The organism is Flavobacterium sp., assembly GCF_029242675.1.
In the GTDB taxonomy this organism is placed as follows: domain Bacteria; phylum Bacteroidota; class Bacteroidia; order Flavobacteriales; family Flavobacteriaceae; genus Flavobacterium.
In genome coordinates, this window is sequence record NZ_JAQWTM010000228.1 from 1 (window position 1) to 20,963 (window position 20,963).

General features: G+C 36.0%; 16 protein-coding genes. 3 read left to right on the forward strand and 13 right to left on the reverse strand.

From position 1 onward, the window contains the following. The coding region (locus P8M54_RS08350; RefSeq protein ID WP_300287140.1) for an acyl-CoA dehydrogenase at nt 1-537 on the forward strand (537 nt) is incomplete at its 5' end. 845 nt (nt 538-1,382) lie between these two features. Here P8M54_RS08350 and clpB read toward each other — a convergent pair. Beyond that, nucleotides 1,383-3,992, reverse strand: a complete 2,610-nt coding sequence (gene clpB / locus P8M54_RS08355; RefSeq protein ID WP_300287142.1) for an ATP-dependent chaperone ClpB — start codon at nt 3,990-3,992, stop codon at nt 1,383-1,385. A gap of 195 nt (nt 3,993-4,187) precedes the next feature. On the opposite strand from clpB, the gene ytxJ reads away from it, so the two are divergent. After that, nucleotides 4,188-4,577, forward strand: a complete 390-nt coding sequence (ytxJ, locus tag P8M54_RS08360; protein WP_300287145.1) for a bacillithiol system redox-active protein YtxJ — start codon at nt 4,188-4,190, stop codon at nt 4,575-4,577. Between the two features lie 74 nt (nt 4,578-4,651). Here ytxJ and P8M54_RS08365 read toward each other — a convergent pair whose 3' ends face one another. The 12 genes from P8M54_RS08365 to P8M54_RS08420 all read right to left on the reverse strand — a co-directional run bounded on the left by P8M54_RS08365 (nt 4,652) and on the right by P8M54_RS08420 (nt 19,015). Next, a complete protein-coding gene (locus tag P8M54_RS08365; RefSeq protein WP_300287147.1) occupies nt 4,652-5,815 on the reverse strand; it encodes a hypothetical protein in 1,164 nt (387 codons plus the stop codon). After that, nucleotides 5,812-6,798 carry a DUF2157 domain-containing protein gene (locus P8M54_RS08370; protein ID WP_300287149.1) on the reverse strand — a complete coding sequence of 329 codons (987 nt, stop codon included), beginning with the start codon at nt 6,796-6,798 and terminating at the stop codon, nt 5,812-5,814. Before P8M54_RS08370 ends, P8M54_RS08365 begins: the two co-directional genes overlap by 4 nt. Before the next feature lie 151 nt (nt 6,799-6,949). Further along, nucleotides 6,950-8,230 carry an argininosuccinate lyase gene (argH, locus tag P8M54_RS08375; RefSeq protein ID WP_300287151.1) on the reverse strand — a complete coding sequence of 427 codons (1,281 nt, stop codon included), beginning with the start codon at nt 8,228-8,230 and terminating at the stop codon, nt 6,950-6,952. Between the two features lie 290 nt (nt 8,231-8,520). Further along, nucleotides 8,521-9,609, reverse strand: coding sequence for a M20 family metallo-hydrolase (locus P8M54_RS08380; RefSeq protein ID WP_300287153.1), 1,089 nt, complete (start codon nt 9,607-9,609; stop codon nt 8,521-8,523). A 105-nt stretch (nt 9,610-9,714) separates the two neighbouring features. Beyond that, on the reverse strand, nt 9,715-10,500 hold the full coding sequence (gene argB / locus P8M54_RS08385; protein ID WP_300287155.1) for an acetylglutamate kinase: 786 nt from the start codon (nt 10,498-10,500) through the stop codon (nt 9,715-9,717). Beyond that, complete coding sequence (locus P8M54_RS08390) at nt 10,490-11,437, reverse strand: N-acetylornithine carbamoyltransferase (protein WP_300287157.1); 948 nt, start codon at nt 11,435-11,437, stop codon at nt 10,490-10,492. The genes argB and P8M54_RS08390 overlap by 11 nt, the downstream gene beginning before the upstream one ends. A gap of 33 nt (nt 11,438-11,470) precedes the next feature. Beyond that, complete coding sequence (locus tag P8M54_RS08395; RefSeq protein WP_300287159.1) at nt 11,471-12,616, reverse strand: aminotransferase class III-fold pyridoxal phosphate-dependent enzyme; 1,146 nt, start codon at nt 12,614-12,616, stop codon at nt 11,471-11,473. Nucleotides 12,617-12,696: 80 nt separating this feature from the next. Then, nucleotides 12,697-13,674 (reverse strand): N-acetyl-gamma-glutamyl-phosphate reductase, encoded by a 978-nt coding sequence (argC, locus tag P8M54_RS08400; protein WP_300287161.1) that lies wholly within the window; start codon nt 13,672-13,674, stop codon nt 12,697-12,699. A gap of 285 nt (nt 13,675-13,959) precedes the next feature. Beyond that, the gene (locus P8M54_RS08405; protein ID WP_300287163.1) at nt 13,960-15,153 is read right to left on the reverse strand and encodes an argininosuccinate synthase domain-containing protein; all 1,194 of its coding nucleotides are present in this window, start codon (nt 15,151-15,153) and stop codon (nt 13,960-13,962) included. 54 nt (nt 15,154-15,207) lie between these two features. Continuing rightward, complete coding sequence (locus P8M54_RS08410) at nt 15,208-15,825, reverse strand: GNAT family N-acetyltransferase (RefSeq protein ID WP_300287165.1); 618 nt, start codon at nt 15,823-15,825, stop codon at nt 15,208-15,210. Nucleotides 15,826-16,249: 424 nt separating this feature from the next. Further along, nucleotides 16,250-17,437 (reverse strand): hypothetical protein, encoded by a 1,188-nt coding sequence (locus P8M54_RS08415; protein ID WP_300287167.1) that lies wholly within the window; start codon nt 17,435-17,437, stop codon nt 16,250-16,252. Between the two features lie 108 nt (nt 17,438-17,545). Continuing rightward, nucleotides 17,546-19,015: an MFS transporter gene (locus tag P8M54_RS08420; RefSeq protein ID WP_300287170.1), complete on the reverse strand. Its 1,470-nt coding sequence runs from the start codon at nt 19,013-19,015 to the stop codon at nt 17,546-17,548. 270 nt (nt 19,016-19,285) lie between these two features. Here P8M54_RS08420 and P8M54_RS08425 point away from each other — a divergent pair, with 270 nt between their 5' ends. Beyond that, nucleotides 19,286-20,905 carry an ABC-F family ATP-binding cassette domain-containing protein gene (locus P8M54_RS08425; protein ID WP_300287172.1) on the forward strand — a complete coding sequence of 540 codons (1,620 nt, stop codon included), beginning with the start codon at nt 19,286-19,288 and terminating at the stop codon, nt 20,903-20,905. Nucleotides 20,906-20,963 lie beyond the last annotated feature (58 nt).

The window sequence follows — 20,963 nt, forward strand, 5'->3', positions numbered from 1 at the left end:
GGCTCTTTAGCCGTAATTAATTATGTGTTTGAAAATGCCAAGAATGCCATTTCAGAAAAAAATCCTATTGCGATTCGGAACACAGATGAAGTTCATTTATTAGATGGCGCCTTTCATTTACAAGCGTTTCAGCACCGAGAGCAAACCATCGTAGCATCAGCGGCGCGACGCATAAAAAAATTAATTGATAGTGGTATGGATGGGTACGATGCCTTTAATGTGGTGCAACACCAAATGATCGATTTGGCGGTAGTACATTTAGACCGAGTGGTATTAGAGCAATTTCAAATAGCTATTAGTACAGTTGAAGATAAAAACGCTAAAGCAATTTTGAATCAGTTGTGTCAATTGTATGCCCTTTCCCAGTTAGAAAAGCATAAAGGATGGTATTTAGAAGATGGTTATATGGAAGCAGTAAAGACCAAAGCCATTCGTAAAATGGTTAATCAATTGTGTTGGGATATACGTCCGGATGCTGTTGCTTTAGTCGATGCCTTTGCTATTCCAAATTCTTGTTTGGGAGCTTTAATTGCGTAGGTAATTGTTTAAGGGAGAGAAGTTTTTGGTGTATAGATTACGGAATTGTTTTAGGAGGATTGCTTCGTTCCTCGCAATGACTCTGTGGTTTGGTTTATGCTAAATTTTCATTCTGACGAAGGAAGAATCTCTGCAGGTAGTTAGGCTTCAAATTATGGATTTGATTTAGTAGGATTGCTTCGTTCCTCGCAATGACTTTGCAGTGTGGTTTTGTTTAAACATAATTGTCCTTCTGACGAAGGAAGAATCTCTGCATGTAGTTAGGCTTCAAATTATGGATTTGTTTTAGTAGGATTGCTTCGTTCCTCGCAATGACTTAGTGGTGTGGTTTTGTTTATGCAAATTTGTCATTCTGACGAAGGAAGAATCTCTGTTTGAAGTTAGGCTCTGTATTATGGCAGTGTCTTAGTAGGATTGCTTCGTTCCTCGCAATGACTTTGTGGTGTGTTTTTGTTTATGCATAATTGTCATTCTGACGAAGGAAGAATCCCTATTGGTAGTGAGGCTTCGTATTACGGAATTGTTTTAGTAGGATTGCTTCGTTCCTCGCAATGACTTTGTGGTGTGGTTTTGTTTATACTAAAATTGTCGTTCTGACGAAGGAAGAATCTCTATTTGTAGTTAGGCTTAGTATTATGAATTTGTTGTAGTAGGATTGCTTCGTTCCTAGCAATGACTTTGTGAAATGGGCTTGCGTTAATAGCCCTGATCGTCGCGGCATCCTCGCAGTGAAACGGAGAGATACAGCAGAGAGCAGGAGGAAACGTTAATTGAAAACCAATCGTCTTCTCCCCAAAAAAAAACACCAGCCTCTCGACTGGTGTTTTCTTACTACAATATAAAAATTATTCTGGGATGAGTTCTGATTGGTTTCTAAAAACCAGTTCATCATCAAAAGCATCTAGCAAAATGATACTGTCTGTAGTGATAGCACCCGATAGAATTTCCTTCGATAACTTATTCAGTACTTCTCGCTGAACAACACGTTTTACAGGACGGGCTCCAAATTGTGGGTCATACCCTTTTTTGGCTAAATAAGCTACTGCTTGCGGCGTAGCATCCATGGTGATGCCTTGAAGTGCTAACATTTTAGTAACCGATTTGAGTTGGAGGCCTACGATTTTTGCGATGTTTTCGCTTGTTAATGGGGTGAACATCACAATTTCGTCAATACGATTGATGAATTCTGGGCGAACCGTTTGTTTTAATAAACCTAAAACTTCTACTTTGGCAGCTTCGGTTGCGGCTTCAACGCTTCCGCTTAAATTATCAAATTTATCCTGAATGATCTGACTTCCCATATTAGAGGTCATGATGATTATACTGTTCTTAAAATCAGCAAGACGCCCTTTGTTATCTGTTAATCGTCCTTCGTCTAGTACTTGCAATAAAATATTAAAAGTATCTGGATGTGCTTTTTCGATTTCATCAAGCAAAATCACCGAATAGGGTTTTCTACGTACAGCTTCAGTCAACTGTCCACCTTCGTCATAACCTACGTATCCTGGAGGTGCACCTACTAAACGACTCACACTGTGGCGCTCTTGGTACTCACTCATATCGATGCGCGTCATGGCGTTTTCGTCGTCAAAAAGGTATTCGGCTAGGGCTTTGGCCAATTCGGTTTTTCCCACACCGGTAGTTCCTAGAAAAAGGAAGGTTCCCACGGGTTTGCGCATGTCTTGCAATCCTGCACGAGAACGACGCACGGCATCACTCACGGCCTCAATTGCTTCCTCTTGACCAACTACGCGACGGTGCAGTTCTTCCTCTAGATGAAGTAATTTTTCGCGCTCGCCTTGTAGCATTTTCATTACTGGAATCCCGGTCCATTTAGCTACTACTTCGGCAATGTCCTCGCGAGTTACTTCTTCTTTAATCAGTGAGCTTCCGCCAGATTGATTTTCTAACAGTTCTTTATGTAAAACGTCCAAGCGCTCTTGGGCTTCTTTGATTTTTCCGTAACGAATTTCGGCTACTTTTCCATAATCGCCATCACGCTCTGCACGCTCTGCTTCGTATTTATAATCTTCAATTTCGGTTTTAATTGCTTGCACATTATCGACCACATCTTTTTCCGATTTCCATTTGCTATAAATAATATTGCGCTCTTCTTTTAGATTAGCCAACTCCATACCCAAGACTTTGAGTTTGCTCTCATCTTTTTCGCGCTTGATAGCTTCAATTTCGATTTCGAGTTGCATCACCTTTCGGTCTAAAACATCTAATTCTTCGGGTTTAGAATTAATTTCCATTCGGATTTTAGAAGCCGCTTCGTCCATTAAATCGATCGCTTTGTCTGGAAGAAAACGGTTGGTGATATAGCGTTGCGAAAGTTCGACAGCTGCGATAATTGCTTCGTCTTTTATTTGAACTTTATGGTGTGTTTCGTATTTTTCTTTAATCCCACGCAGAATAGAAATCGCACTTTCGGTATCTGGCTCTTCGATAATAATTTTTTGGAATCGACGCTCTAGTGCTTTGTCTTTTTCAAAATATTTTTGGTATTCATCCAAAGTCGTTGCTCCAATAGCACGAAGTTCACCACGAGCTAAAGCGGGTTTTAAAATATTTGCCGCATCCATAGCGCCTTCACCACCACCAGCACCTACAAGGGTGTGGATTTCGTCAATAAAAAGTACGATATCGCCTTCGGCAGCGGTTACTTCTTTTACTACTGCTTTTAGTCGTTCTTCAAATTCTCCTTTGTATTTAGCTCCTGCGATAAGTGCTCCCATGTCGAGAGAGAAAACAATTTTGTCTTTCAAATTTTCAGGTACATCGCCATCAACAATACGGTGTGCTAAACCTTCGGCAATGGCTGTTTTACCCACACCAGGTTCACCCACAAGCATTGGGTTATTTTTAGTTCGACGAGTCAGGATTTGCAACACACGACGAATTTCTTCGTCACGGCCAATCACAGGATCTAATTTTCCCGCTTTGGCTAATTCGTTGAGGTTTTTAGCGTACTTGTTTAATGAATTATATGTTTCTTCGACTGATGCTGAGGTTACTCGTTCGCCTTTTCGTAGTTCGTCGATGGCTGCTTTTAATCCTTTTTCGGTTACGCCTTGGTCTTTTAAGATTTGAGAAACCTTACTCTTTGATGCGAAGATAGCTAAGATTAAATGCTCGATCGAAACAAATTCATCGTTCCTCTTTTTAGCGATGGTTTCTGCATCGTTTAATGTGCTGTTTGCTGTTCTCGAAAGCAGAATTTCACCTCCGGATACTTTTGGAAAACTCTGTATTTCGCTATTCAAAATTTGGATAAACAAGGGCACGTTGACATTCAATTTTTTCAAAATAAAAGGCGCCACGTTTTCGTCAACTTCAAAAATCGATTTGAATAGATGTTCGTTTTCTATTTGCTGCTGCCCGTATTCTTGAGCCATTTGCTGGGAGCGCTGAATGACTTCCTGCGATTTAATGGTAAATTTATTGATGTTCATAATTGTATATTTTTTGTGTAAGCTACTGGTTTTTTAATTTCAAAATAATCAGAAGTTACATGTATTAGTAATTTGTTTTATCTTTGTGTACGAATCATCAATTTATATTCCATAGCGAAATTACAGACAAAATGGCTTAAAATAAATGATTTTTATCATATAACACAGTCAAAATGACTGAAATACCGACAAATTATGAGTTTTTTAAAAAATATTTTTGGGAGTTCAGAGAACCAAAACGAATCCAATATTAAAATGGATTGGGAACCATTGAATCATATTTCTCAGTTAGATGAGATTGTAGCAGCTTCAAATGAAAAGCCAGTGGCTATTTTTAAACACAGTACACGCTGTAGTATTAGCCGTATGGCTTTGAAACAATTTGAAAATGAATTTGATTTTACAGAAAAGGTAACGCCTTACTTCTTAGACTTGATTACTTTTCGAGACGTTTCAAATGATATTGCGAGCCGTTTTGGGGTACAACACCAATCACCGCAATTGATTTTGATAAAAGATGGAAAAGCGATTTATGATGCTTCGCACAGTGATATTGATGCTGGAACATTGAAAACTAAAGTTTAGTTTTATCTAGAAATGATTAAAACTGAAGCCCCGAATTCACCTATACTGTTTGTGAATTCGGGGCTTTTTTTATTTTAGAAGCTACCTTGAGAACCTCCTCCGCTAAAGTCTCCTCCTCCAAATTCCATCGGAGATTCGGTTATTATTTCGGGTTTTAAACCGCCCATTTGTGATGCTAGAAGTATCTCAGCTTTCAAAAAAGAATTTGTTTCTGTAAATCGATCTGCCTGAAAAGTGATTCCTGTTTCTTTCTCTTTTAATATTTTTATCGCCCATAGCGCTATAGCAAATAACACAGCTCCTCCAATGGTTAAAGCAACTTCAATAGGCATAACTGAGTAATAAAAGCGAATGGTGTAAACAGAGAAGCAAAGGCTCAGTAAACCAATATAAAGTAAGATTCGATCTTTTTTTAGCAAAGCAAAATATAAGTATCCCGCTGGTACAATAAAGGTAAAAGCATAAAATAGATAAGCAAATGGAATATCGCTTCCAGTTGCAACATCTTGGCCTAGTAATTCAATAGAAAGTTCGCGCACTACCAAATAGTTTCCTGAAAAGTAGAAGAGAATTTGAGCAATATACTTTGTAAACAAGAGGCCATTGTAATAAAAAGGAATTGCTAATTTTTGTACTGCTGTTTTGCTACTAAAGTATAGAGCTAAAGCGTAAGCCATCATTATGAATGGTAAAAATGGATGAATGCTTTTATCCAATTTAAATATCCCAAAAATTAAAGTAGCAGTCAGTGCCAAACAAAATAGTAGTGCCATTGATAAATGTAGGTAGCGTAGGTAGCTTGATATGGCAGTTGCGGTTAGTAGCGCAGCAATAACTACTTCATTTCCATCTGTTGCAATGCCCACCGCTATTGCTAAAGTGAGTTGTGATCCCAATATAAAAGCATCATCTAAACCATGACCATAAAACTTAGAACGAGCTAGAATTTCAGCTCCTGCGAAGCCTACTATTGCAAAGAAAAATACTAAATACTCATAATTAGTATCTAAAGCTTCTAGACTTGCCAATGCAAAAAAACTGCAAATGGAGGAATACAGAAATACACCTAAGATGAAAAAAAGTGCCCTGACCAAAAGATTATCATGTGTCTTAAGGGTTACTAACGCTTTAGTAACTGTGTTGTATTGCACCCGGTCTATAAAACCTGCTTTTTGTAGTGATTGTGCCTCGTTAAGCAATTCACTATTTTGTAATGCTATTTTATCGTAAACTATCATTGTGTTTTTTGTTTATTAAATTGCTTTATTAAATTGATAAAAATGATAATAGAACCAATAAAATAAAAGGGAACTAGAAAGAAAAAAGGAATTAGGAACTCATCAATTCGAATTAGTTCAATGATTTTAAATAGTAAAATATTAGCACCTATATAGGCGTAGATAAAGGAGAATATAAAAAGGGAAACTGCTTGAAACTGATAACTTGCTTTGTAAAAATATGATAATGCACCAGCCAGAATTAGAGCAAAAACGAACCAGTACGGTTGGAATAAATTATTGATACACGAAATGCTGATGAGATGCAGTCCAAAGGTGAGATAGACTAACGTGAAATGTTTTTTTAAATTAATTTTAACGCTATAAATTGCCCATAAGATTAGCACCACTCCTAAACCAATAGCGGAGTAGCTTAAGGTATTTGTATCATAAAAATCATTGTTAAGTAAGGATTGCGGACTAACAGATAAGCCAACGTACGCCGCAAGACCAGTAATGGCGATGGATAAAATACTTTTATTGTCAAAATAGTAAGCACAAAATAGTCCAATTGCGGTGGGGATTAAAGTTGCTAGTCCGTAATGTGTGCCAAAGGCCGTGTACTGAAATTGCAAGTACCCTATGAAAACACAAGTAAGCAAGAGTGCAGCGAGAATGAGATAATCGTAAATAGGATTTTCAAAGTTGGTTTCTTCTTTTTTAAAACCGCTTGAATTCTTGAAACTGAAATAGTAGCAAACTACTGTAACTGCTAACAAAATTGATAAAATAGCGACATGACCAATGGTATCAATATTTTGATAAATTAAAATACCAATTCCAGTTGTAAACGATAATACAGCCAAATAGAGGAATAGCTTCAGTTCCGTATGTAGAGAAAAAATCTCCAGTTTTCGGTAGGCTTTGACTTGCGTGTATTGGGATTCAGTGAGGAGATTTCGATCAAAAAGTTCCTGTGTATTTTGTTCTTTAAAACGGTTCATAAATGGTTTTTTTGTAGCTAATGACCAAATATATGTATATTGTGTTAATTTTCTGTACTAAATAGCTAATGATCTAATTAAATAAAATACAAAATCCATTCGGTTAGGAATGGATTTTTAAGTAGTTGTATCTATTTTAGTCGTAGTTATTTTAATAGGCCTGGTTCATTTTTTCTTTAATTTCACTTAAACACAGGTTGTTAATACTTCCTTCGTGTGTGTGTTTAGTTTCTTTCGGGCTTTCATAAGTTCCGTTTTCTAGTTGTTCAGCGACAGCTTTATATGCATCTCTAAAAGGCATTCCTGCCACTACCATTTCGTTTAAAGTATCTACGGTAAAGAGGTAATTGTATTTTTTATCTGCTAGAATATTGTCTTTAACTTTAATGTCCTTGATCGAAAAAATAGCTATATCTAAACACGCCTGTAAATTCTGAATTGCCGGAAACAAGCCTTCTTTTAAAAGTTGCAAATCTCTGTGGTAACCACTTGGTAAATTATTGGTGATTAATGTGATTTCATAAGGCAAAGCCTGAATTTTATTGCATTTCCCACGAATTAATTCGAATACATCAGGATTTTTCTTGTGCGGCATAATGCTGGAACCTGTGGTTAAATGCGCTGGTAGGCCGATGAAATCAAAATTCTGACTCATGTACACACATACGTCCATAGAAAATTTGGCTAGTGTTGCGGCTACGCTACTCATGGCGAAAGCCAAGGTTTTCTCCGATTTTCCACGGCTCATTTGAGCGGCAACTGAATTGTATTTTAAGGTATCGAAACCGAGCTCTTTTGTAGTGAATGTTCTGTTGATAGGGAAGGAGCTACCATATCCTGCAGCGGAACCTAGTGGGTTTTGATTCACTACTTTCAAAGCTGCATTTAACATCGTGATATCATCGATTAAAGTTTCTGCATAAGCTGAAAACCACATCCCAAATGACGATGGCATTGCAATTTGTAAATGGGTATATCCCGGTAACAATACATTTTGATATTTCTCAGCGGATTCCATTAACAAATCAAATAACGCTTTTACCTGCTCTTTCATTTCGATCACGACATCTTTCAAATATAAGTTGACATCAACTAAAACTTGGTCGTTACGAGAACGTGCGGTATGGATTTTTTTTCCTGCATCGCCCAGTTTAACGGTTAGTAAATATTCGATTTTGGAGTGTACATCTTCGAATGAATCTTCGATTGTAAAGTTTCCTGCAGCTATATCGGTAATAATATTATTTAATGCCGCTACAAGCGAATTAGTTTCAACTGTTGTTAGTAAACCAATGCTTCCTAACATTTTGGCATGAGCAATAGATCCCAAAGCATCATATTTGGCCAAAACCAAATCTAATTCTCTATCGTTACCAACGGTGAATTGTTCGATTTTTTTGTCTGTAGGTATTCCTTTTTCCCAAAGTTTCATAATTATATGTTTTGTTTCGCAGAGGTTCTCAGAGGTTACTCAGAGAGTCGCAAAGTTTTATTCTGGTTGTTGTTTCGCAGAGGTTCTCAGAGGTAGCTCAGAGAGTCGCGAAGTATTATTTTATTTTGTTTTTTCGCAGAGAATCTCGGACGTTACTATGAGAGTCGCGAAGTTTTTACTGTTTTCTTTGGAACTACTCCATTTTAGCCCTGATAGCAGCGGCATCCTTTTACTGCTTTCTTTAAGCAGGAAAAGATAGAGCGGATAGCAGGAAATAGCTCCTTATTTTACTAATCTCGGGATAATTTTACTGCTTTAAAAAAATCGGTTAGTATTTTTATGTACAATTCGATTCCCTCTTCGATTTCGTTAAGATAAATAAATTCATCTGCTGAGTGTGACCGCAGGGTATCTCCTGGTCCTAGTTTTAATGATTTACAACTCAAAACCGATTGATCCGAAAGGGTAGGAGAGCCGTAAGTGGTGCGACCTAAAGCGATTCCAGCTTGTACTAAACCATGATTTTCAGGAATGGAAGACGAACTTAAATTCATAGAACGCGGCGTTACTATGGCATTTACATGTTCTTGCACTACCGCCAAAACTTCATGATTGGTGTAGCAATCGTTGACACGAATATCTACCACGATATCACATTCTGATGGAACGACATTGTGTTGTTTTCCAGCATTGATTTGGGTTACAGTCATTTTTACCGGCCCTAGTTGATCCGAAACTTTATCGAATGTATAGTTTTTAAACCATTCCATGACGGGAATTGTTTTATACAAAGCGTTATCGTCATTTTGATGTGCAGCATGACTTGGCGTTCCTTTTATTTTGACATCTAGCACAAGTAAGCCTTTCTCGGCTATGGCCAATTGCATCAAAGTGGGTTCGCCTACAATGGCGCATTCCAGCTCAGGCAAATGTTTCAATACGCTATTCAAACCATTTTTCCCGCTACTTTCTTCCTCAGCGGAAGCTACTATTACCATATTATAGAGTAAATTTTCAATAGCATAAAAATGTACAAAAGTAGCCAATAGCGAAACCAAACAACCTCCAGCGTCGTTACTGCCCAAACCATATAATTTACCATCCTCTATAATCGCCTTGAAAGGATCCTTGGTGTAGGCTTGGTTGGGTCTTACCGTGTCGTGGTGGGAATTGAGTAAGAGTGTGGGCTTAGTTATATCAAAGTTTTTATTATACGCCCAAATATTATTATTTTCTCTTTCAAAAGATATATCGTTCACAGCAAACCAGTTTTCAATTAAAACAGCCGTTTTATCCTCTTCGCTCGAAAAAGAAGGGGTTTCGATTAATGCCTTTAAAAGTGAAATGGCTTCTTGTGTAAGGATTTCGATGTTTTTCATATTTTTTTTATGTCGAATTCTAAAACTGAATTTTTCAGTTTTAAACTAACCAATACGATATTTAGTTCTTTAAGCTTAAAGGCCTTAATCGATTAATGGTGATTTCTATAAAGCAATTGTTGTGCAAATAGCTTCGTTATTTTGTAACATGCTATGATGACCAATTCGTATTTTTTGAACACCCTTATACAAGCTGTTAAAACAATTGTCTAATTTAGGTATCATACCAGAATGAATCGCTTTTTCAGACTTTAATTTTGTGTATAAATCGCTAGACATTATTTCAATTACTGAGGTGTCATCCTCTGAATCAAATAAAACACCGGGTTTTTCAAAACAATAATTTAAAGTTACCTCGTACATCTCAGACATGGCGATTGCCAATTCGCTTGCAATTGTATCCGCATTTGTATTTAATAATTGTCCTTTTTTATCATGAGTGATGGCACAAAAAACAGGAGTTATACCCGTTTCTAGTAAGGTTTGCAAAAGTGTACTCTTTACCTTTTGCACGTCGCCAACAAATCCATAATCGATAGCAGGGTGGTTTCTTTTTTCAGACTGAATTAAATTACCATCCGCTCCTGAAAATCCCATGGCATTACATCCATTTCCTTGCAATTGCGCAACACAATTTTTATTAATTTGTCCGGCATAGATCATGACAGCAATGTCTAACATAGGTCCATCCGTAATGCGACGTCCGTCGATCATTTGAGGAACCAAACCGATGCTCTGCGCCATTTTAGTAGCTGACTTTCCGCCACCATGTACCAAAATTTTTAGACCTTTAATTTTTGAAAAATCGGCTAGAAACTGTTGTAGTTCAGCGGCATCATCAATGATGTTTCCACCAATTTTTACTATCGTTAATGGTACTTTATTGTTCATTTTCTAGTATTTTTTGTAAAACTAGTTGTGCTGCGTAGGTTCTATTGTTAGCTTGCTCGATTACAATAGCATTATCGCTGTCTAGTACTTCATCGCTTACAATTACATTGCGTCGTACGGGCAAGCAATGCATGAATTTAGCGTTATTAGTTAAAGCCATTTTTTCGGTGGTTACTGTCCAATTTGGGTCGGTATTGGTAATTTGACCATAGTCAGTATAGTTACTCCAGTTTTTGGCGTAGATAAAATCGGCATTTTCAAAGGCTTTATTTTGATCATATTCAATAACCGAATCTTTAGTAATCTCAGGATTTAATTCATACCCTTCGGGATGTGTGATTACAAAATCGGCATCTTGCAATTGCATCATTTCAACAAAAGAATTGGCGACCGCCTGCGGCAAAGCTTTAGGATGCGGTGCCCAAGACAAAACTACTTTTGGTTTATGTGGTGTTTTGTATTCTTCCATCGTAATGGCATCTGCCAATGCTTGCAAAGGATGACCGATGCATCCTTCCATATTTACTATGGGCACGGTAGCATATTTTAAAAATCCTGCTAGTACAGTCTCGGCATTGTCTTTCTCTTTGTCAACTAATCCAGCAAAGGCACGTACAGCGATTATATCACAATATTGAGAGACGACTTCAGCGGCTTCTTTAATGTGTTCCGAAGCGCCTTGGTTCATGATGGCACCATCTTCAAACTCTAGTATCCAACCTTCATTAGTGAAATTCATTACCATGACGTTCATTCCTAAATTTAGTGCTGCTTTTTGAGTACTTAAACGAGTTCTTAAACTAGGATTAAAAAAAAGCATTCCTAAGGTTTTGTTTTTACCTAGCTTTTTATTTCTGAGCGGTTTCTTCTTTATTTTCAAAGCTTGCTTGACCCAGTGGGATAAAGAATCTATGTTTTGAACGGATATGTAATTCATTGTTTTTATTTTTTTTTCAACGTAAGCCTCCTACTAGTTGCTGTTTTTTAATTCTGCTAAGGATTCTTGCAATGCTACGATAAAGGTATCGATCGCTGCTGTTGTGATTGTTAAGGGAGGAAGAATTCTAAGTAAATTTTTATTACTAGATCCACCCGTGAAAATATGTTTTTCGATAATCATCTTCTTTCGTAAGGCATTTACATCAAAATCGAATTCGACTCCTAGCATTAATCCTCTTCCTTTTACTTTGATAATTTCAGGAATCACTTTTATGGCTTCCATAAAATAAGCTTCTACTTTGCTAGTATTTGCCATTAGTTGCTGCTCGTTTATCACATCTAGCACTGCAATACTCGCAGCACAAGCCAAATGACTTCCTCCAAAAGTGGTTCCAAGTAAACCAAAACTCGCTTCAAAATGAGGCGCAATTAGAATTCCTCCTATCGGGAAACCATTCCCCATTCCTTTAGCCATACAGATGATATCGGGTTTGATATCATGAAACTGATGTGCAAAAAACTTCCCACTTCTTCCAAAACCGGATTGCACCTCGTCTAGAATTAATACAACCTCATATTGCTTGCAAATTTTTTCTAATCCTTGAAAAAAGGGAGTGGTTCCTTGATCTAAACCTCCAACACCTTGGATAGGTTCGATAATCACACAAGCGACATCTCCTTTTTTTAGTTCCGCTTCCACCAAATTTAAATCGTTCAACGGTAAAAATGTCACCACTTGTTGTGCGTTAATAGGAGCTATGATTTTAGGATTATCCGTTGTAGCGACAGCAGCCGATGTACGTCCGTGAAAAGCATTGTGAAACGAGATTACTCTTGCTTTATTCGTGTGAAAAGAAGCCATTTTCAAGGCATTTTCATTTGCCTCAGCTCCTGAAGAGCATAAAAACAAGCTGTAGTCATTGTATCCTGAAAGTTTCCCTAGTTTATCCGCTAGTTCTATCTGAAGTGGATTCTGGATAGCATTAGAGTAAAAGCTTAACTTATCTAATTGGTCTTTTACTTTAGCAACATAATAAGGCTGTGTGTGTCCAATAGAAATTACACCGTGACCGGAGTAAAGATCTAAATATTCAATTCCTTTGTCATCCGTAATAATGCAATCTAATGCACTTACAGGCGTGATAGGATATAATGGGTAAACGTCGAATAAGTTCATTGTGTTTTTGTTTAAATGGTTTAAGGTTTAAAGTTTCAAGTTATTTTAGTAACCTTGAACTTTAAACTTGAAACAAATTTTTAAAATCCTGATGGCTTCAAATGCAATCCAGTTGTTTCATCAAGGCCAAATAGTAAGTTCATGTTTTGAATGGCTTGTCCTGAAGCACCTTTTACTAAATTATCTATAATCGAAGTGATTAATACTCGATTTCCTTTTTTCATGATGCTGATAATACATTTGTTTGTTTGCACTACCTGCTTCATGTTGATGTTAGTTGTTGTAACCGTAACAAAAGGTTGGTCTTTGTAAAAAACTTCGTATAGTGAGACCACCTCTTCTAAATCAACTTCTATGGTGGTGTATAAGGTAGCAAAAATCCCTCTTGCAAAATCCCCTCTGTTTGGAACAAAGATTAGTTCTTTATCATATGACGCTTGCAACTGATTCACACTTTGATTAATCTCACCTAAATGTTGATGATCAAAAGCTTTATAATGTGACATATTGTTTGATCTCCAGCTGAAATGGGTTGTTTCTGAAGGGCTAACTCCCGCACCAGTACTTCCCGTGGTTGCATTAATGTGTACGTCGCTACTAAGCAAATTGTGCGCTGGTAAAGGCAACAATGCCAATTGAATTGCTGTTGCAAAACAACCTGGATTAGCTATATAATTTGCGTTTTTAATACTGGTTTTATTGAGCTCAGGCAAACCATAAACAAAGGATTTTCCTTTGAATTCTTTATCTTTTAGCAAACGGAAATCATTTCCTAGATCGATAATTTTAGTATGGCTGGCAAACTGATTTTCTTTTAAAAACGAAATGGACTTGCCATGACCTAGACACAAGAAAACAACGTTGACATTTGGGTTTATAGTATCGGTGAAATTCATTTCGATATCGCCCATCAAATCGTGATGCGCAACTGACAAAGGTTTTCCAGCATTTGTAGTGCTGTAGACAAAATCAATATTGGCATGTGGGTGAAACATCAATATTCTGATTAATTCCCCTGCCGTGTATCCTGAGCCTCCTATTATTCCAATATTAATCATAATTTTTATTTTTAAGATTGTTTATTCATTGAAAACGCAATCTAAATTTTAAAACATTTTTGTTTTTAAACCATTAAGGAATTAAGAAAAATTAAGCTTAATGAAACTTAAATACTTAATGGTGTAAATAGTTTGTAAAAGTTCAAATGAAAATCCAAACTTTCTAACTAGCCCCGATTGAAGTGGAAATCCTTTTCCTTTTTTTTAAAGGAAAAGATTGCAACGAAAAGCGGGACAACTGTTCTTAAAAGCAAAATATTTCTGCTCCTTAAAAAGAACCTTAGATTAGTCGTAAGTTTCGTTGTTTACTGATGAAAATATGTTTTGAGCATTACCTAGAATCTTAATGAATCCTTTGGCATCGTCAGAAGTCCAAGCGTTGTTCATTTCTCCGTATTGACCAAAACCAGTATTCATTAAATCATTCTCTGATTCGATTCCGTCTAACGAAAAATGATAGGGTTTCAACGAAACAGTTACTATTCCGTTTACCGTTTTCTGAGTATCTTCAAGGAAAGCCTCGATATTACGCATTACTGGATCCAAAAATTGCCCTTCGTGAAATAACATTCCGTACCAATTTCCTAATTGCTCTTTCCAGTATTGCTGCCATTTTCCTAAAGTATGTTTCTCCAGTAAATGGTGTGCTTTGATAATGATTAGTGGTGCAGCAGCCTCAAAACCAACTCTTCCTTTAATCCCAATAATGGTATCACCCACGTGCGTATCTCGACCAATTGCATAGGCGTTAGCCAACTTTTCTAAAGCAACGATGTTATTAGAAGGTTTGTCTTTTTTACCATTTACAGCAACTAATTCTCCTTGTTTGAATTCTAGGGTCACTTTTTCTTCTCCGTCCTTAATTAATTGTGATGGATAGGCTGTGCTAGGTAGTGGTTGACTGGAAGTTAGTGTTTCTTTCCCACCAACACTGGTTCCCCAAAGACCTTTATTGATTGAATATTGTGCTTTTTCCCATGAATAATGCACGCCATTTTTAGATAAATAATCCACTTCCTCTTGTCTTGACAATTTTAGGTCACGAATAGGAGTGATGATTTCAATTTCGGGAGCAATGGTTTGAAAAATTAAGTCAAAACGAATTTGGTCATTTCCAGCACCTGTACTTCCGTGCGCAATGGCAGTTGCACCCACTGATTTTGCATATTTTATTGCTTCGATAGCCTGAAACACACGCTCAGCACTCACAGATAAAGGGTAGGTGTTGTTTTTAAGAACATTACCATAAATTAAATATTTGATGGCTTTATCATAGTATTTGTCTACTATGGTTAGGTTAGCGTGTTTTGCACTTCCTACATCGTAGGCTCTATCTTCAATGGCAGCTAACTCTTCGTCATCGAATCCTCCTGTATTGATTAATACCGTATGAACCTCGTATCCTTGTTCGTTTTTTAAATATTTTAAACAGTATGAGGTGTCTAAACCTCCACTATATGCTAATACAACTTTTTTCATTTTTTATGCTGTTAAGAGTCTTTGGCTTTAAGCTAAAAACATTAATATTGTAAATTAATCTTCTAAGAAAAGGGCTTGTTTAATTTTTTTCAAACGATTCCAAATCCGGACATTAAACGGATGCTTTGGTGGAATTTTAGCTTTTTCCTTGGGGTCAAAAAGCATTCCTGTACACAAACACATTTTATTGTCTTTGCTTTTTAGAATTTCATAATTAGTACAGGTTTGGCATCCTTTCCAAAAACTAGGATCAGTTGTAAGTTCAGAGAATGGAACGGGTTTGTAACCTAGCTCTGAGTTAATTTTCATCACTGCTAAACCTGTCGTGATCCCGAAAACTTTAGCATTAAGATATTTTTTTAAAGAATAATCAAAAACCTTTGCTTTAATTTTTTTGGCAAGTCCTAGATTTCTATAATCAGGATGTACAATCAGCCCAGAATGAGCGACATAGTTGCTATCTTGCCAACTTTCGATGTAACAAAAACCGGCTAATTTACCGTTGTCTAAAGCAATAACAGCATCCTTGGTTGCCATCTTTTTTTGGATGTATTCTGGAGTTCTTTTTGCAATTCCAGTTCCTCTCAATAAGGCAGATAGTTCTATAGTATCGCAAATTTCTTGTGCGTACTTAAAATGTTCTTCTTGAGCTATAACAATAGAAATATTCATTTTAAAAGATGAATTTGTTGATTAAAAAATAGGATGAATTTGTTTTGAAAAAAAGATCTTTTATTCCAATACAATAGAGAATAAGAAAACAAGTATTTGACTTACAACTAATTGCAGCTGATTTAGTTGTGGTAGTTTCAATGTCGCTAGTATGCACTAGTCCAATGACGAACGAATGTAATTTCAAAATAGTAAAGGGTAAAATGAATAAAATAAAATAGATCTTGGGTACTGTAATTACAACATCCGCACTACGGGAGAGGTAGCGATTTTATTTGTCCGTGAGGTAGAGGTTGTATGTAAACTCTTTTTATTCATAGTGCAAAAGTACACATAATAACTTTACACTGCATTGAAATTTAAAATTCTAACAAAATTTTAATGCAGTGTTATTTTTTTTCTATAAATCGTTTATTGAATTCTACTAATTCCTAGTAAAAGTATTTCGACTAATAATTGCTTTAAATTTTCCTTTTAAGTCTGCGGCAGTGTTGTATACCATTTGCTCATTATTAGGGAAAGGTAACGCTCTACGTTCAAAAGTAGCGTAGTACTCACTTTCAGTTGCTCTACGGTCTCCTTTATAAGTGGCATAGGTGTTTTCAAAAACAGATTCAGTTGCTAAAGGGAAACTGTTGAGTAATTGATTGCTTTTTAGGTCAATAAAATTAACGTCAGCAGCAATATGACACGCTTTGAATTGGTAAAATTCATAGATTCTGATCTGAATCGTTTTTAGGTTATCAACCATTACTGGTTTACCAAGACTATCCTTAACCGTTTTTCCTCGGCTATCAACAAGTGCTTTTAAACCGTCTTTTATTTGTTTTTCTTTTACAAACTCTTTTTCCTTTATTTGCTCTGGCGAAATATCAATTTGTTTAAAATTAAGAACTAAACTGTAGTCATAAAGTACGCCTTTTTGAATATTGCTATCAAAAACCATCCACTTTTGGTCTAAACCATAAGTATTGAAATCCATTAATTCTCGTTGTAATTGCAATGGTATAAGTTGGTTGGTATCATTTTGGAGTACTACTTTGACGTAGTCAGTTCCTTTGTTTTGCGCCTCGGTCATTAGCTTAGCCGTATCTTTGTAATTAGGGTTAATGCGGTTGAGATAGTCTAAATCATCATAAGCTCTACGCGCATTACTTTTATTGTTAGTTAAGAGTAAGGCTTTGCTGTTTTCATACAAATAAATTGAAAGTTTTTGTTTGGAGGTAATAATTTCAGAATTATAATTGCTAAAAATAAACTTAGCATTTTTGTTTTCCTTCAGTAATTGTAGTGGAAGCAAAGGTGCGATTTGATCTTGACGATTTGCCAATGCAACGTAAGTTGTATAAATTTTCTCTAAGTTTTGAGGATTCGCTTCTTGCTCCCAAAAACGAATGGAGTTGGTATCTCTTTCTTTTGCTTTGGCGAACGCCTCTTCCAAAAGGTATACATAATCTTGTTTGCCTTTAGCGTTTTTATTAGAACGTAGGCCATCTACAGCGCGGCTAATTGCAGCATCATAGTCGCCTTCGTTTACTAAATTTTGAGTGTTTTTGATACCACAAGAGTGGATGAATAAGACAACAACGAATAAGAGTAAAGATTTTTTCATAGCCTAAGATTTAAACAAATGTATTTTATATATATGAGGAATTCAAAATTGATGCCATAAAAAAACCATCAAATAATTTTGATGGTTTGATTTTTTTATTGGATCGAACTAGTGCCCGCCGCCTTCTGATTCTACTTGTAGCACTCCTTGTTTTTTTAATATTTTAGGACAATAAAAACCGTAAAATCCTAAATATGCAAATCCTAAAAGTGGCACAACATAAGAGAAATGCGTCCAAGTAATCCCTAAAATACCGTCAGCATGAGTTAAATCATAATCGCAAATTTTACCTTGTAGTAACGGAATCACACCACCACCAAGTATCATCATGATTAAAAATGAAGAGGCTTTTCCAGTGTTTTTTCCTAAACCAGCGATAGCTAAATCGAAAATAGAAGGCCACATGATTGATAAAAATAAACCTCCTGATATAAAGAAGAATTTAGCTATTTCAGTATCAGTACATACAAGTCCAGCTACCATCATTGCTAATCCGGATATACCAAAAAGCATCAATGTTTTACCTGCATTTTTACCACCTATGAAACTCACTCCAATAAACAATAAAATCCAAATTGGGTAAATATAAAATGAAGAAACCTCATGACCAGCAAAAACATTTGCTCCAATAATAACTCCAAAGGCTAAAGCAGGAACAATAAATTTCAAAGCGGTATTGACTAAAGTAGTTGTGTTAAAAACATTTACTCCACCGTTCCAACGACCAATCATTAAACTTCCCCAATACAAGGCAATAAAAGGTGAAATCGCATCTTCTAGTATACTTCCAAATTCGGCTGTTTTTAGTAGAGCGGGTAAATTACTAATTATCGTAACTTCAGTTCCTACATAAATAAAAATTGCCAACATACCAAGGTATAACTGAGGGTAATCTAAAATTCTGAATTTATCACTACCATCTGTTATGACAGATTTTTCGATTTTTGCAGGGTTTTCGATTTTAGAAAAATTCATAAAAACGGCAACAACAATAAATGCAATACCCAATATGATAAAAGGTAATTTTATGTCTTCAAGCGAAAGAGTTGTTTTTTTATCATTTCCCATTCCAAATAAAGCAATTCCAAGTAGTATGGCTCCAATTGTTGTTCCAAAGGAATTGATACCACCAGCTAGTGTCAAACGGTGTGCACCTGTTGCAGGACTTCCCATTTTAATAGCAAGGGGATTGGCAACAATTTGTTGGATAGAAAAACCTAGACCTACAGTAAAAAGTGCGGTTAAGAAAAAAGGAAAACTTTCCATTGATGCTGCGGGAACAAATAAAAACGAACCAATAGCTGACAACACTAATCCAGCAGACAGTGTTTTTTTATATCCAAATTTTTGTAAAACATCGACCTTTAGCGAAATCAAGAAAAAGATGATTGATCCAACGAAGTACGCAACATAAAACGCCCACGCAACTAATTGGGATTGTACTTGTGAAAGTGTAAATACTTTTTTGAATACGGGTATAAGAATATCATTGGCGGATCCCACGAATCCCCAAAAGAAGAATACGATAATTAAGGAGATGAATTGACCCCATTTAGTTTGCACATTTTCTGTTTCCATGCTTTTTAAATTTTTTAGTTTGAAATCTCGGTTTAGTAATAGTTCAACGGTAAATGTATATTTAAAGCTAATTAAAAAAAAATATATTTTAAAAAAAGCAGTTAAAATTATTAAATGTTCATTTATTGTTCTGTTTCACTTGTTTTAGTAGATGAATTTCAAAAGAATTATCATTTATTTTTTTGTAGAAATGTATCGTTTGGATGATTTTGTGTTTCTGTTAATCCGTATTTTTTTTGTACTTTTGCACAAATTTTTTAAAAGATATTCATGTTAACAGTTAATAATTTATCAGTTCAGTTTGGCAAAAGAATTTTGTTTGACGAAGTAAATACAACCTTTACACACGGTAATATTTATGGAGTTATTGGTGCTAATGGTGCTGGAAAATCTACTTTCCTCAAAATTATTTCGGGTGAAATGGATCCTACTTCAGGTCACATTCATTTAGAGCCGGGTAAACGTATGTCGGTTTTAAACCAAAACCACAATATGTTTGATGAGCATACGGTGTTAGAAACCGTTATAATGGGTAATAAGGTATTGTACTCAGTTAAAAAAGAGATGGACGAACTTTATCTTGATTACAATGATAAAAACGCAGATAGAATAGGGGAGTTACAGGTGCAATTTGAAGAAATGAATGGTTGGAATGCGGACTCAGATGCTGCTTCGATGCTGTCAAATCTTGGAATTACGGAGGAACACCATTATACATTAATGGGAGATCTAGAAGGAAAGATTAAAGTCCGTGTCCTTTTGGCGCAAGCTTTATTTGGAAACCCAGATTTACTAATCATGGATGAGCCGACCAATGACTTGGATTTTGAAACTATCGCTTGGTTAGAAAACTTTTTAGCAAACTATGAAAATACAGTAATTGTTGTTTCGCATGACCGTCACTTTTTAGATTCAGTTTGTACACACATATCTGATATCGATTTTAGTAAAATAAATCATTACTCAGGAAATTATACTTTTTGGTATGAGTCTAGTCAATTAGCGGCTAAACAACGTGCACAACAAAACAAAAAGGCTGAAGAGAAAAAGCAGGAATTAGAGGAATTTATTCGTCGTTTCTCTGCGAATGTTGCGAAGTCTAAACAAGCGACTTCACGTAAAAAAATGATCTCAAAATTAAATATTTCAGAGATCAAACCATCAAGTCGTCGTTATCCAGCAATTATTTTTGACCAAGAGCGTGAAGCGGGAGATCAAATTTTGAATGCGCAAGGACTTAGCGCTTCTGTTGAAGGAGAGGTTTTATTTAAAGGTGTGGATTTAAATATGGCCAAAGGAGATAAGATTGTTCTTTTTTCAAAAGACTCTAGAGCAACTACTGCTTTTTATGAGATTTTAAATGGTAACCAAACTGCAGATGCGGGAAATTTTGATTGGGGAGTTACTACCAATCAGGCGTATTTGCCAGTTGAAAATCATTCTTTTTTCGAAAGTGATTTGTCATTAGTAGACTGGTTACGTCAATGGGTAAAGACAGAAGAGGAACGCGACGAGGTGAACATCCGTAGTTTTCTTGGTAAAATGATTTTCTCAGGAGAGGAAGCCTTGAAAACATGTCGTGTATTGTCAGGAGGAGAAAAAGTACGTTGTATGCTTTCACGAATGATGATGGAGAGAGGAAATGTATTAATGATCGACGAGCCAACCAATCACTTGGACTTGGAGTCGATTACGGCTTTTAATAACTCTTTAAAGAATTTTAAAGGATCAGTTATTTTTACAACACATGATCATGAATTTGCTCAAACTGTTGGAAATAGAGTAGTAGAGTTAACACCAAAAGGAGTTATTGATAGCTACATGACTTTTGATGAATATCTTGATGATGAAAAGATACAAGAGCTACGTGGTAAAATGTACGCTAAATAATAGTAATTTAGTTTAAAATGTAAAAAACTCCTAATGTAATCTTTAGGAGTTTTTTTTA

Bases quoted from the DNA above. Each gene is read 5' to 3' on its own strand.
- clpB (WP_300287142.1), bottom strand. From the start codon at position 3,992: ATGAACATCAATAAATTTACCATTAAATCGCAGGAAGTCATTCAGCGC.
- ytxJ (WP_300287145.1), top strand. From the start codon at position 4,188: ATGAGTTTTTTAAAAAATATTTTTGGGAGTTCAGAGAACCAAAACGAA.
- P8M54_RS08365 (WP_300287147.1), bottom strand. From the start codon at position 5,815: ATGATAGTTTACGATAAAATAGCATTACAAAATAGTGAATTGCTTAAC.
- P8M54_RS08370 (WP_300287149.1), bottom strand. From the start codon at position 6,798: ATGAACCGTTTTAAAGAACAAAATACACAGGAACTTTTTGATCGAAAT.
- argH (WP_300287151.1), bottom strand. From the start codon at position 8,230: ATGAAACTTTGGGAAAAAGGAATACCTACAGACAAAAAAATCGAACAA.
- P8M54_RS08380 (WP_300287153.1), bottom strand. From the start codon at position 9,609: ATGAAAAACATCGAAATCCTTACACAAGAAGCCATTTCACTTTTAAAG.
- argB (WP_300287155.1), bottom strand. From the start codon at position 10,500: ATGAACAATAAAGTACCATTAACGATAGTAAAAATTGGTGGAAACATC.
- P8M54_RS08390 (WP_300287157.1), bottom strand. From the start codon at position 11,437: ATGAATTACATATCCGTTCAAAACATAGATTCTTTATCCCACTGGGTC.
- P8M54_RS08395 (WP_300287159.1), bottom strand. From the start codon at position 12,616: ATGAACTTATTCGACGTTTACCCATTATATCCTATCACGCCTGTAAGT.
- argC (WP_300287161.1), bottom strand. From the start codon at position 13,674: ATGATTAATATTGGAATAATAGGAGGCTCAGGATACACGGCAGGGGAA.
- P8M54_RS08405 (WP_300287163.1), bottom strand. From the start codon at position 15,153: ATGAAAAAAGTTGTATTAGCATATAGTGGAGGTTTAGACACCTCATAC.
- P8M54_RS08410 (WP_300287165.1), bottom strand. From the start codon at position 15,825: ATGAATATTTCTATTGTTATAGCTCAAGAAGAACATTTTAAGTACGCA.
- P8M54_RS08415 (WP_300287167.1), bottom strand. From the start codon at position 17,437: ATGAAAAAATCTTTACTCTTATTCGTTGTTGTCTTATTCATCCACTCT.
- P8M54_RS08420 (WP_300287170.1), bottom strand. From the start codon at position 19,015: ATGGAAACAGAAAATGTGCAAACTAAATGGGGTCAATTCATCTCCTTA.
- P8M54_RS08425 (WP_300287172.1), top strand. From the start codon at position 19,286: ATGTTAACAGTTAATAATTTATCAGTTCAGTTTGGCAAAAGAATTTTG.